General features: G+C 61.2%; 10 protein-coding genes. 6 read left to right on the top strand and 4 right to left on the bottom strand.

Annotation, left to right across the window (positions count from 1 at the left end; all coding sequences use genetic code 11):
* Positions 1-29 precede the first annotated feature (29 nt).
* Positions 30-446, bottom strand: a complete 417-nt coding sequence (locus AB4Y85_RS08150; RefSeq protein WP_441984376.1) for an ester cyclase — start codon at positions 444-446, stop codon at positions 30-32.
* Positions 447-551: 105 nt separating this feature from the next.
* Between AB4Y85_RS08150 and AB4Y85_RS08155 the strand changes: the two genes are divergently transcribed.
* The 4 genes from AB4Y85_RS08155 to AB4Y85_RS08170 all read left to right on the top strand — a co-directional run bounded on the left by AB4Y85_RS08155 (position 552) and on the right by AB4Y85_RS08170 (position 6,453).
* Positions 552-1,004 carry a MarR family winged helix-turn-helix transcriptional regulator gene (locus AB4Y85_RS08155; protein ID WP_441984377.1) on the top strand — a complete coding sequence of 151 codons (453 nt, stop codon included), beginning with the start codon at positions 552-554 and terminating at the stop codon, positions 1,002-1,004.
* Between the two features lie 87 nt (positions 1,005-1,091).
* Positions 1,092-4,136, top strand: a complete 3,045-nt coding sequence (gene polA, locus AB4Y85_RS08160) for a DNA polymerase I (protein WP_441984378.1) — start codon at positions 1,092-1,094, stop codon at positions 4,134-4,136.
* 113 nt (positions 4,137-4,249) lie between these two features.
* Positions 4,250-4,960, top strand: coding sequence for a glutathione S-transferase (locus AB4Y85_RS08165; protein WP_441984379.1), 711 nt, complete (start codon positions 4,250-4,252; stop codon positions 4,958-4,960).
* A gap of 182 nt (positions 4,961-5,142) precedes the next feature.
* A complete protein-coding gene (locus AB4Y85_RS08170) occupies positions 5,143-6,453 on the top strand; it encodes an adenylate/guanylate cyclase domain-containing protein (RefSeq protein ID WP_441984380.1) in 1,311 nt (436 codons plus the stop codon).
* A 99-nt stretch (positions 6,454-6,552) separates the two neighbouring features.
* On the opposite strand, the gene AB4Y85_RS08175 is transcribed toward AB4Y85_RS08170, so the two are convergent.
* The gene (locus AB4Y85_RS08175; protein ID WP_441984381.1) at positions 6,553-7,344 is read right to left on the bottom strand and encodes a class II glutamine amidotransferase; all 792 of its coding nucleotides are present in this window, start codon (positions 7,342-7,344) and stop codon (positions 6,553-6,555) included.
* A 300-nt stretch (positions 7,345-7,644) separates the two neighbouring features.
* Between AB4Y85_RS08175 and AB4Y85_RS08180 the strand changes: the two genes are divergently transcribed.
* Positions 7,645-9,051 carry a sodium:proton antiporter gene (locus tag AB4Y85_RS08180; RefSeq protein WP_441984382.1) on the top strand — a complete coding sequence of 469 codons (1,407 nt, stop codon included), beginning with the start codon at positions 7,645-7,647 and terminating at the stop codon, positions 9,049-9,051.
* 294 nt (positions 9,052-9,345) lie between these two features.
* On the opposite strand, the gene AB4Y85_RS08185 is transcribed toward AB4Y85_RS08180, so the two are convergent.
* Entirely contained in the window at positions 9,346-10,440 is a 1,095-nt protein-coding gene (locus AB4Y85_RS08185; protein WP_441984383.1) for an NAD(P)/FAD-dependent oxidoreductase, read from the bottom strand.
* A 70-nt stretch (positions 10,441-10,510) separates the two neighbouring features.
* On the bottom strand, positions 10,511-12,121 hold the full coding sequence (locus tag AB4Y85_RS08190) for a phosphoenolpyruvate carboxykinase (protein WP_441984384.1): 1,611 nt from the start codon (positions 12,119-12,121) through the stop codon (positions 10,511-10,513).
* Positions 12,122-12,658: 537 nt separating this feature from the next.
* Here AB4Y85_RS08190 and AB4Y85_RS08195 point away from each other — a divergent pair.
* Positions 12,659-13,357, top strand: a complete 699-nt coding sequence (locus AB4Y85_RS08195) for a response regulator transcription factor (protein WP_441984385.1) — start codon at positions 12,659-12,661, stop codon at positions 13,355-13,357.
* The last annotated feature ends 13 nt before the right edge of the window (positions 13,358-13,370 follow it).

The following is a 13,370-nucleotide window of genomic DNA, read 5'->3' on the forward strand; positions in this document are numbered from 1 at the left end:
CGGGTGGAACCGGAAGCCTAAACCATCTCTCAGGCAGCGAGAGCGAAAGGCTCCTTGCCGATCTGCCGGAAGAGACTGATCGTATCGAGCAACGCCCAATGCTCCGCAATCTTCCCGTTTTCTAGACGGAACCAACGCGCCACGCGGACATCGATAGGGGCATCGGTTGCAGGTATCGCACGGAATGCGCCTGTATGGCGCCCTTGCAACCGGGCGCGAAGCATAACGCGGTCACCTTCGACAAGAATGTCTTCGATCATATGGAGGCTTCCCGGGAAGGCTCCGTGCAACTGCGCGATTTGAGCTTTGAGAGCATCGAGGCCGCCGTCATAGGCGTGGTCGATATAGTCGGTCGTAACAAATCCCTCAGCCGCTTCGATCTGGGCTTTGTCCCAGACCGTAGACATGAACTGGCGAATGAATTCTTCAGCGGACGTTCTCGACATTTAGCCCTCAAGAGATATTGAAGTATGATTTAGTCAGGAAGCTGACTAACTGGAAATTGGTCAGTAACCTGACTAAATTGCACCGTCAAGTATGGGTGACGTGGTATGGGAACCAATCAGGCCGGCCTAGGTGGAGATCTGCGCCAGACCAATACCGGTCGTCTTCTCCTCAAGGCCATGCGCGCCTTCAACGAGCGCTCGATGTCGGCCGTTCGTGAGTTGGGGCATCCGGCTCTCAGTTTCGCGCACGCTGCGATTCTGCCGCATATCGGGACGGAGGGTGCGCATCTCTCCGAGATTGCCGATCGCGCCGGCATGCGCAAGCAATCGGCCTCTCAGCTCATCGGGGAGCTTGAGGCCGCAGGGTACATTGCACGCAGCAGGGATCCCGCCGACAAGCGGGCACTCGTCATCAAGTTCACCCCCGAAGGGGAGCGCTTTCTCGCAGATGCCGCCAAGGTAAAAACCCGAATTGAGGACGAACTCAGGAATAAGCTCGGCGCTGAACGGTATGAACTTCTGCGGGATATCCTGAAGGACTTTCCCGGAGTCGTGTGAGTTGAAGCTTCGCTTCGCATCCCCATAGCCATCGGCCCCTAAAAACATTATCTCTTGCGGGTCGATTTTTCTCCACGAACGAGACCCATGGCTTCTTCCCGTCCCGTCCAAGCCGGCGACCACGTTTTCCTCGTCGACGGCTCCTCCTTCATCTTCCGGGCCTACTTCCAGTCCATGAATCAGGACCAGAAGTACAATTCCCGCAGCTCCGACGGCATGCCGACGGGGGCCGTGCGCCTGTTCGTCTCCAAGCTCCTGCAATTCATGCGCGACGGCGCGGCGGGTCTGACGCCCACCCATCTCGCTATCGTGCTCGACAAGTCCGAAGGCTCGTTCCGCAAGGAACTCTATGAGGATTACAAGGGCCATCGCCCGGATGCGCCGGAGGACCTGAAGGTTCAGATGCCGATCATGCGCGAGGCGATCCGTGCCTTCGGCATGGAGCCTGTGGAACTTCAGCGCTACGAGGCTGACGACCTGATCGCCACCTATACGCAAGAGGCGAAGGCGCGAGGCGCTGATGTGCTCATCATTTCGTCCGACAAGGACCTGATGCAGCTGGTCGGCCCTAAGGTCTGCTTCTACGATTTCGAATCCGGCTCCAAGGGCAAACCGGGCTACCGCCCCGAGCGCAATCTCGACGAGGCCGCCGTCACCGAGAAATGGGAGGGCATTCCGCCTGAAAAGATCGGCGACGTGCTGGCGCTCATGGGCGACACTTCGGACAATGTCCCCGGCGTGCCCGGCATCGGCTTGAAAACGGCGGCGCAGCTCATCAAGGAATACGGCGATCTCGAAACGCTGCTGGAACGCGCGAACGAGATCAAGCAGCCCAAGCGCCGCGAGACGCTGATCAACAACGCGGAATCCGCGCGCCTGTCGAAGAAGCTCGTGACGCTCGATTGCGAGGCACCGCTGCCGGTGGCGCTCGACGACCTGCGTGTGCCCGAGCCCGACCCGAAGACGCTCATCGGCTTCCTCAAGGCGATGGAGTTCAGCACGCTCACGCGCCGCGTGGCCGAACTCTACGACGCCGATCCCGCCGCCATCGAGCCCGACCCGCGCATGATGCCGGGTGGCGAGGCGATCAAGTGGGAGCGCAGCGGCGGTGCATTCGCGCATAGCGAACCACCGCTTTTCGATAAAGTCGATACGGTTGCGGGCGAGGTCGATCCGTTTGCCGGTCTCGACCTGCCGGAAACCGGAGCCGTGCGCAAACCGGTGGAAGGCCTGGGCACGCCCTCGCAGCTTGCGGGCAAGCGCGCGACGGAGGCGACTTCCGTGCCCTTCGACGTGACGTCTTACGAGACCGTCACGAGCCTCGATCGCCTGAAGGAATGGGTGAGCCAGGCGCGCGCGCAGGGCTATGTGGCCGTCGATACGGAGACGAGCGACCTCGACGCTAACCTCGCGGATCTCGTGGGCTTCTCGCTGTCGATGGAAGCAGGCAAGGCCTGCTACGTGCCACTGCAGCACCGCGATGAATCGGATCTCTTCGGCGGCGGCCTGGTGAAGGGTCAGCTTTCCGTCACCGATGCGCTCGATGTCATTCGACCGATGCTCGAAGACGAATCCGTGCTCAAGATCGGCCAGAACCTGAAATACGATTGGGTCGTGTTCAAGCGCCACAACATCGATGTGCGCCCCATCGACGACACGATGCTGATCTCCTATGTGCTCGATGCGGGCAAGGGCTCGCACGGCATGGACGAACTCTCCCGCCGTCATCTCGGCCATACCCCGATCACCTTCTCGGAAGTGGCCGGCACGGGCCGGAACAAGGTCTCTTTCGACAAGGTCGAAATCACCAAGGCTACCGCCTATGCGGCGGAGGATGCGGATGTCACCTTGCGTCTCTGGCAACTTCTGAAGCCGCGTCTTGCCGCCGAGCGTCGCGCCACCGTCTATGAGACGCTGGAGCGTCCGCTGGTCGATGTGATCGCCCGCATGGAGATGCGCGGCATTCTCGTGGACCGGCAGATTCTCAGCCGCCTCTCCGGCGATTTCGCGCAGACGCTCGCGCGGCTCGAAGACGAGATTCACGAGATGGCCGGCGAGAAATTCGCCCTCGGATCGCCGAAGCAGATCGGCGACATTCTCTTCGGCAAGATGGGCCTGCCCGGTGCGAAAAAGACGCCATCCGGCCAATGGGCGACGCCCGCGACCCTGCTCGATGAGCTGGCGCAGGCGGGGCACGAGCTGCCCGAGAAGATCCTCGAATGGCGCCAGCTCTCGAAGCTGAAGTCGACCTATACAGACACGCTGCAGGACCATATGCACCCCGAGACCAAGCGGGTGCATACGTCCTTCTCGCTCGCCGCCACCACGACGGGGCGCCTGTCCTCCTCCGATCCGAATCTGCAGAACATCCCGATCCGCACGGAAGCGGGCCGCAAGATCCGCAAGGCTTTCATTGCGCCCGAGGGACACAAGATCATCTCGGCGGACTACAGCCAGATCGAGCTGCGCCTGCTCGCGCATATCGCCGACATCCCACAACTGCAGGAAGCGTTCGCCAACGGCGTCGACATTCATTCGGCCACCGCATCTGCGATGTTCGGCGTGCCGCTCGACCAAATGACGTCGGATCTGCGCCGTCAGGCGAAGACCATCAATTTCGGCATCATCTACGGCATCTCCGCCTTCGGCCTCGCCACACGCCTCGGCATCGGCAATGCGGAGGCGGCAGCCTTCATCAAGCAATATTTCGAGCAGTTCCCCGGCATCCGAAACTATATGGACGAGACGAAAAAGTTCTGTAAGGACAAGGGTTACGTGACCACGCTTTTCGGCCGCGTCTGCCATTATCCGCAGATCAAATCGAACAATCCGTCGGAACGCGCGGGCGTAGAGCGCCAGGCGATCAACGCACCGATCCAGGGCACCGCCGCCGACATCATCCGCCGCGCCATGACGCGCATGGAAGATGCTCTGAAAGCCGAACGCCTCTCCGCGCGCATGCTGCTGCAGGTGCACGACGAACTGGTATTCGAGGCCCCCGACGACGAGATCGAGGCGACGCTTCCCGTGATCTCGCGCGTGATGACGGAAGCGCCCTTCCCGGCCGTGACGTTGAAGGTGCCGCTTGCCGTGGAAGCACGCGCCGCGCAGAACTGGGACGAGGCGCATTGATCGGATGAGCCGGATCGTATGACCGAACGTCCGGCTCACGCTGACCCTTTGACATTAGGACAGACAGCTCCACCATCCTTCATACAGTTTTGCTGAAGCGATCAGGAGCGCCCATGTCGTACGAACTCTATTACTGGCCTACCATCCAAGGACGCGGTGAGTTCGTGCGGCTGGCGTTGGAAGAAGCAGGAGCCGATTACATCGATGTTGCGCGTGAGTCCGAGGGCATCGCCATGATGATGCGGATGATGGACCACGCGGATCATCCACCCTTCGCACCGCCTTTCCTGAAGGATGGCGAGACGATCATCGGCCAGACTTCGGCGATCCTGCTCTATCTCGGCGCCCGCCATGACCTGGCGCCGAAAGACCCGACGGGTGGGCTCTGGACCAGCCAGATCCAGCTCACCATCGCAGATTTCGTGGCGGAGGCGCATGACACGCACCATCCCATCGGCGTCGAGCTCTATTACGAAGATCAGAAGGATGAGGCGCTGCGCCGCTCTGCGGAATTCCGCAAGAGCCGCATTCCGAAATTCCTCGAGTGGTTCGAGACGATCCTGGAGCGCAATTCCGCACGCGGCGGATATCTCGTCGGCTCGACGCTGACTTACGCCGACCTCTCCCTGTTTCAGGTGGTCGAAGGGCTTTCCTATGCCTTTCCGAAAGCCACGGCGCGGGCGTTGAAGAAAGCCCCCAAGGTCTCGACGCTGCATCGGGCGGTGTCGGAGCGCCCCCGGATCAAGGCTTATCTCGAAAGCCCTCGCCGAATCCCCTTCAACGAGGCAGGCATCTTCAGGCAATATCCGGAACTTGATGGTTAAGGCCTGACTATTCTTGAGGTTACCTTGAGAAAGCATTCTCTAGTTCAAGAGAATTTGCCCCTGCCCCTTGATAAACATCGAAATACAATTTCATAATGTCGCGTGCGCAGCCTTTTTGGACTTTGCGCGTCTCATCCCAGGATGGACCTTCAGAAGTCCCATGGGAACGGAGTGGTCGACCGGTGAAACGCAGGGCAACAATAATCCTCGCCAGCGACGTCGTGAGTTTCTCACGGCTGCTCGCTGAGAACGAAGAGGAAACCCTCCAGAGACTCACCACCTATCGCCGGACCTGCGAGAGCTTTGTTCTCCGCCATGAGGGCCGAATCTTCAACACGGCTGGCGACTCGATCATGTGCGAGTTCAAATCTCCTCTTCATGCCGTCCGTGCCGCTGTGGACATTCAGGAAGCGATCAGAGGCCTCAACCTCGCCTTTCCGCCGAACCGCTGGCTTCAGTTTCGCATCGGCATCGCCTCGGGCGAGGTGGTAGATCGGGATGGCGAGCTCATGGGCATGCCCATCAATATCGCGGCCCGCCTGGAAAAATTAGCTAAGCCCGGCGGCGTCTGCATTTCCGATGAGATACACAAAGCCGCTTCAGGCGGGGTGTCGGTGCCGTTCATCGATTTGGGCGAGCGGACAGTGAAGAACATTCCCTTCCCGGTTCATGCCTTCGCCATCGCCTGGCCGGGAACGGCTTTCGATCAGGACAGGAGCGAGCCCGCTTACCAACGGCAGTACCTGGCCCGATGGGCAGCCTTGGCCTGCGCAACGGCCCTTGTCGTCGCGAGCGCCGTCGCCGGCTGGCAGCTCGCCGACCAGCCTGCCGACCCGGACATCGCGTTTGCCGTTCCCTCGCCCGCCCAGCAGGCAGCCCAGGCCCTCGTGCGTTCGACTGACCCGACCGAGGCTTTCCTGAACCTGTCTCAGAAGGGGGGCCTCATCGAAGACGCCAGATCCGCGCCGGGGCTCTATTACAAGGCTCTTCTCTTCGAGGCGAAGGGAGAAACCTCGGGCGCTCACCGCGCCTATTACGCGCTGGCGCGCATGGGTCTCGATTTCGTCGATCCGCATCTGCGTTACGCGGCCCTGGTGAACGCGCATGAGGGCAAAGCCATGGCGCGGCAGGTCTATGCGGAATTGCAGGAGGATGCGCCGACACGCTCCACCGCGCTGCTCCATGCGCTGCAATTCGAAGGCGCGGAACGCATCACGCGCCTCGATGCGCTGATCGCGAAACATCCTGATTTCGCGCCGGCCTATTATTTCCTGGCCAAGGAGCATTCGGAGGAGCGGCTCGGGCAATCTGCATCCCCGCGCGACAGGCAGATCGAACTCGCCGCGCTCAATAAATTTCTCAAATCGCACCGGCAAGGCCGCTTGATGGACTTCTTCCTGGATCACGCCATCGCGGCAGTCTGGGTCGACAAGGCGCGCAAGCGACGGGACAAGCTGGAGACGTCGCTCAAGAGCGTGTCGGCGATGCCATAGAGCATCGGATGGATCCCAAAAGTGGACGATCCATCCGATGCTCTAGATTGTCTTGCCGCTTTCCTGGCGGCGACCTGGGTCCGCTTCGCCGAAAATGCTCTAAGCCGCCAGTTGCGCCATCGTCTCGTTGAGGCATTGCACGCTCACGCCGCACCCTGCATGGGCGATGAGGCTGCAGCCTTTGGGCACTTCCCGCCATCCGTTGGTCTTGTCGTCGATGGGTTCGGAGACCACGAGCAGGTTGCTGTTATACTCGCGGAAATAGAGGGTCGGCGGCATGCCGTCGCAAGCCCAGCGATAGGCCCAAAGGCTCTCGCCATCGGTGAACGCGGCGGTGAAGCGCAGGGCTTCCTCGATGCCGGCCTCATCCATGAGACCGCGCACGGTCTTCAGCGTCCGCGCCATGGCGGTGACGGGCTCCTCGGCCAATCCATTGGCGAGCGCCACCAGGAAGATCGCCTCGGAATCCGTGGTGCCGAGACGGCGATCATAGAGATCGTCGGGGATCAGCGCCTCGAGACGGCGCTTGATGCGCCCATATCCGCCGATCTGCCCGTTATGCATGAAGAGATAGGGGCCATGGGTGAAGGGATGACAATTGGCCCGCGTGGTCGAGGTGCCGGTGGAGGCGCGGACATGGGCGAAGAAGAGGCCGGAGCGCACCTGCTCGCAGAGGCTTCGCAGATTCTCGTCGGACCAGGCGGGTCGCACCTCGCGATAAATGCCGGGCTCGGACCGTTCGCCATACCAGCCGATACCGAAGCCGTCGCCATTAGTTTCCGTCTTGGCCTCGGTCGCGTGAAGCGATTGATGGACCAGCGAATGAGCTGGCGCGCAGACCAGTTCGTCGAGGAAGATCGGCTCTCCCCGATAGGCAAGGAAACGGCACATCGGCCCACAACCCCCAGCTCAGTTCGCGCATCGTGCGGACCCGGCGGGCCACGCTAGTGAAAAGTGGTTCCGGTTTTCCGCCCCGAACGATGCGCAGCTTTAATAGAGCATCGGATTCCCCCCAAAAGTGGAGACCACTTTTGGGTCCGAGGCTCGGCTTTTGTAATGGTGTTGTACTCTCTTTCACTTATGGTGAACAGCCGGTTAACAGACCTGCCGTTGCGGCGATGCGCGCCTTCCCTTAAACCGTGTCCATAACATCACGAATTTGCCGGGCAGCCGGTGAGGGGGAATAAGACCATGCTTCGCATTTCAAGTGCGGTGCTCGCCGCCGCTCTGATCGGCCTGCCGCAATCGGCCTTCGCGGCGGAATTGAACGGGTCGGCCCTGGGCTTCGCCTGGGCTCTGCCTTTTGCCGGCATCCTCCTTTCCATCGCCCTCTTCCCGCTGCTTGCGCCGCATTTCTGGGAGCATCACCAGGGCAAGATCGCGGCCCTATGGAGCCTGCTCGTGCTGGCGCCGATGGCAGCTCTCCTCGGGCCGACCACCGCGCTTCATGCCCTCGCCCATACGGCGCTTCTGGAATACGTGCCGTTCATCCTGCTGCTGCTCGCTCTCTTCACGGTGGCAGGCGGGGTTCTCGTGCGCGGCAATATCCATGGCTCGCCCGGCACCAACACCATGCTGCTGGCCATAGGCACGGTGCTTGCAAGCTTCATCGGTACGACCGGCGCCTCGATGGTGATGATCCGTCCGGTGCTACGCGCCAACGACGACCGAAAGCACAATGTCCATGTGTTCGTGTTCTTCATTTTTCTAGTGTCGAATATCGGCGGCTCGCTTACGCCGCTGGGTGATCCGCCGCTCTTCCTCGGCTTCCTGCGCGGTGTGGAATTCTTCTGGACGACCACGCACCTTTTCCCCGAAACCCTCTTCGCCAGCGTGCTGTTGCTTGCCCTGTTCTTCGCCATCGATACGGTGGTCTACCGCAAAGAAGGACACATCAAGCCGGATCCTACGCCGGACAACCCCGTGCGCGTCACGGGCGGCATCAACTTCCTTTTGATCTTCATCATCATCGCCGCCATCCTCATGAGCGCCACCACCGATCTCGGCCGCATCACGGTGCTGGGCTCGGAGATTCAGCTCGCCAACGCCCTGCGCGACGTGATCATGATCGCGGTGACCATCATCTCCCTGAAGCTCACGCCTGCCGCCAGCCGTGCCGAGAACGGCTTCTCCTGGGGCCCGATCAATGAAGTGGCGAAGCTCTTCGCGGGCATCTTCGTCACCATCATCCCGGTGCTTGCCATGCTGCAGGCCGGAACGGAGGGCGCCTTCGCGCCGCTCGTGGCCCTGGTGACAAACCCGGATGGCAGCGCCAACAACGCCGCCTATTTCTGGCTGACCGGCGGCCTCTCGTCCTTCCTCGACAATGCCCCGACCTATCTCGTGTTCTTCGAACTCGCCGGAGGCGACCCGAAGGTGCTGATGACCACCGGCGCAATGACGCTCGCCGCCGTGTCCGCCGGCGCGGTGTTCATGGGCGCCAACTCCTATATCGGCAACGCACCGAACTTCATGGTCTATGCCATCGCCCGCCAAGGCGGCGTGAAGATGCCGAGCTTCTTCGGTTATCTTCTGTGGTCGGGCGCAATCCTGATCCCGACCTTCGTGCTGATCACGCTGCTGTTCTTCAGGGCCTGATTGATGTGTCACTCTGGGGCTGCGTAGCAGAACCCGGGATCGTTGGCAGGATGGAGCGCCTGAACTACCACGCTGTCATTCCCGCGAAGGCGGGAACCCATAACCACCGAAAGTGCAGAATAAAACTGTTCGGGTTGAAGTGCTTTTCTTGAGCCGTCGTGGTTATGGGTTTCCACGCCTGCGGCGCGGCCCTTCGGGTCGGGGTCGCCTGCGGCGCCCCGGAATGACAGAGGGGTGTATTTCAGCGGTTGGCGGTCCCGGATCGCCTGCGCCGTCCGGGATGACGTTCAGGGCCTAAACGCCCAATCGCTCCGCCACATCCTCTGCAATCGACAAACACGAGGTTAGCCCCGGACTCTCAATGCCGAAGAGATGCACGAGGCCTCTGAGCCCATGCTCCGCCGGACCATCGATCATGAAATCCGCCGCCTTCTCATTCGGCCCCGTCAGCTTGGGGCGGATGCCTGCGTAATCCGGCACCAGCGCGCCGTCCGGGAGGCCCGGCCAGTAGCGGCGGATCGAAGCGTAGAAGCTCTCGGCACGGCTGGGATCGACCTCGTAGGCCTCGTGCTCGATCCATTCCACGTCGGGACCGAAGCGCATGCGCCCGGCCAGATCCAGCGTCACATGGGTGCCGAGACCGCCATCGACCGGCGAGGGGTAGATCAGGCGTGAGAAGGCGGGCTTGCCGATGCAGCCGAAATAGTTGCCCTTGGCGAGAACGAGAGGTGGCACGCGCTCGACCGGGTAGCCTTCGGTCGCCCGTGCCAAAGCCTGCGCGCCGAGCCCCGCCGCGTTGATCACCGCATCGACGGTGAGCCCGCCGGGCTCCGACCCGCCTACATGCACGTTCCATCCCGTTCCATTTTGTGCGATCCGCTCGACGGGGGCATGAAACGCGATCATGCCGCCTGCATCCTCAAGGTCGCCCTGGAGCGCCAGCATGAGGGCATGGCTGTCCACGATTCCCGTTTCGCGCGACAGCACGGCGCCGGTGCAGGAAAGATGGGGTTCCAGCGCTTTCGCCTCCTCGCCCGAGAGCAAGGACAGCCCTTCGACGCCGTTGGTGAGACCCTGCTGATAGATGCCTTCGATCTTCGCCTGTTCGAGATCGCTCACAGCGACGATCAGCTTGCCGCATTTTTTATGCGGAACGCCATGGCTCTCGCAGAAGGCGTAGAGCATGCGCCGCCCATCGACACAGTGCCGCGCCCGCAGCGAGCCCTCCGGATAATACATGCCCGCATGGATCACCTCGCTGTTGCGCGAGGACACGCCGTTGCCGATACCGCCGGTTGCTTCAGTCACGATCACGCTGTGGCCGCGCATGGCTAAGGCGCGCGCAATCGCCAATCCGACAACACCGGCTCCGATGACGAGAACGTCCATTCGATACTCTTCAATAACAAAACGGCGGCCCGAGAGCCGCCGTTCGTTTTAATCGATATGAAGCGCAGCTTTAAGCCGCAATCGACATCTGGGGTGCTGCTGAGCGCACATCGGAATCGACGTGGCTCTCGAAGCGCTTGAAGTTCTTATTGAACATGTCGATGAGGCGCTTTGCGGTCTCGGCGAACTCCGCCTTGTTCTGCCAGGTTTTCACCGGATACAGGATGTGCGGCTCGACGCCCGGCACCGAGGTCGGCACCGCGAAGCCGAAATAGGGATCGCGGCGGAAATCAGCGCGGGAGAGCGAACCGTCCAAAGCAGCCGTTAGCAGGCGGCGCGTGACGCGGATCGGCATGCGGCGACCGACGCCGTATTTGCCGCCGGTCCAGCCCGTGTTCACGAGCCAGCAATCCACGTGATGCTTGGCGATGAGATCGCGCAGCAGGTTGCCGTAGACGGACGGGTGACGCGGCATGAACGGCGCGCCGAAGCAGGTGGAGAACGTCGCCTCCGGGTCCTTCACGCCCTTCTCCGTGCCGGCCACCTTGGCGGTGTAGCCGGAGAGGAAGTGGTACATGGCTTCCGCAGGCGTGAGCTTGGCAATCGGAGGCAGCACGCCGAAGGCGTCGCAGGTGAGCATCACGATATTCTTCGGAATGCCTGCGCGGCCGGTAGCGCTCGCGTTCGGGATGAAGTCGAGCGGATAGGCGCAGCGTGTGTTTTCCGTGCGCGACGCATCGTCGAAATCGGGAACGCGCGTAATCGGATCGATGATCACGTTCTCGAGAACCGTGCCGAAGCGCTCGGTGGTGGCGAAGATCTCGGGCTCGGCCTCACGCGACAGACGGATCGTCTTGGCGTAGCAGCCACCCTCGAAATTGAACACGCCGTTCGGAGTCCAGCCATGCTCGTCGTCACCGAGCAGGACGCGGTTCGGATCGTTGGAGAGCGTCGTCTTGCCCGTACCGGACAGGCCGAAGAACACGGCGACATCGCCTTCCTTGCCCACATTGGCGGAGCAATGCATGGGCATGACGTTCTTCGCGGGCAGCGCGTAATTGAGATAGGTGAAGACCGACTTCTTCATCTCGCCCGCGTAGGACGTGCCGCCGATCAGAACGATCTTGCGGGCGAAATCGCAGGCGATCACCGTCTCGGAGCGGCAGCCGTGGCGGGCAGGATCCGCCTTGAAGGACGGCAGGTCGATGATGGTGAGGCCGGGCACATAATCGGCAAGCTCGCCCGCATCGGGACGGATCAGCAGGTTGCGGATGAACAGGGAGTGCCAGGCGAATTCCGTGAAGACACGGGCCTTCACGCGATAGGCCGGATCGGCGCCGCCATAGAGATCCTGCGCGAACAGCTCCTTGCCCTCGGCATGGGCCAGGAAGTCGGCGAGCAGGGTGTCGAAATGGCCGGGGGTGATGGAGCCGTTATTGTCCCACCAGACGGTGCTCTCGGTGGCATCGTCGCGCACCACGAACTTGTCCTTGGGTGAGCGGCCGGTGTGAACCCCGGTCTCGGCCAGAAGGGCGCCGCCCTTAACCAGCTTGGTCTCGCCCCGGGTCAGGGACTCCTCGTAGAGAGCGGGGGCCTCTAAGTTCCAGTAGACTTTTTTGAGATTGCGGAAGCCGAAAGCCTCCGCGTCTTGCGCGCTATTGAAGACGCCGATGTTATCCACGGAAGACTTCTCCTGAACGCCGATCATCGGGCGGCGCGATCATCCGCCCTCAGATGGCCGTCAAAATGTTACCTTTGCGGGGCGACGGCCTTATTTCCGTTACACCGCTTGAACTTGAAAGGTGTAGGTCAGCCGACGTTTCCGTCAACCGAGGCATTCCATGGCATTCTATTTTGCCGGATGCTAGGCCCGAGAACCGCTTTCTGGAGAGATTTTGCAAGATTTGTCACCCCCCTTTAGGAGGATTGACCTTACAGGGGAATTCTTTGCCGAATTCTATTGCCAATAAAGCTTTTTGAATTTGGTTTTACGGTCGATTTATCCTGAATTTCGACTTGATCTGTTCAGGCTATCGAATTTGTTCATGTGCGGTTGAACCGGACCCTCGTAGACACCACTATGGGTATCGGCCCTGGTTATCCCCTTGGGGACAACCATATTTATGCCATGAGTATGGCGCAGTTGGGCACGAATGAGGCCCTGCCGCGTTGTCGAACGATAGACTATCATCGTCCGTGTAAAGCCAAGGAAGAGTATATGCCAACGATCGCCCTGGTCGATGACGATCGCAACATCCTGACCTCTGTATCGATCGCCCTCGAGGCGGAAGGCTATCGCATCCAGACCTATACCGACGGGGCCTCGGCTCTCGACGGCCTGAAGCATGCGCCCCCGGATCTCGCGATCTTCGATATCAAGATGCCTCGCATGGACGGCATGGAACTGTTGCGGCGCCTGCGCCAGAAGTCGGACCTGCCGGTGATCTTCCTGACCTCGAAGGACGAGGAGATCGACGAGCTGTTCGGCCTCAAGATGGGCGCGGACGATTTCATCCGCAAACCCTTCTCCCAGCGCCTGCTGGTCGAGCGCGTGAAGGCGGTTCTGCGCCGCTTCGCCCCCAAGGACCAGACGGCCCCCAAGGAGATCGACCCCAAGGCTCTCGAACGCGGCCAGCTCAAGATGGACCCGGAGCGCCATGCCTGCACCTGGAAGGGAGAGCCGGTCACGCTCACCGTCACCGAATTCCTGATCCTGCAGGCCCTCGCCACCCGCCCCGGCGTCGTGAAGAGCCGCAACGCGCTCATGGATGCGGCCTATGACGATCAGGTCTATGTGGACGATCGCACCATCGACAGCCACATCAAGCGCCTGCGCAAGAAGTTCAAGGTGGTTGACCAGAGTTTCGAAATGATCGAGACCCTTTACGGTGTCGGCTATCGTTTCAAGGAAGCCTGACGCCAGTGAGCCT

Source organism: Microvirga sp. 2YAF29, assembly GCF_052114605.1.
GTDB lineage: Bacteria > Pseudomonadota > Alphaproteobacteria > Rhizobiales > Beijerinckiaceae > Microvirga.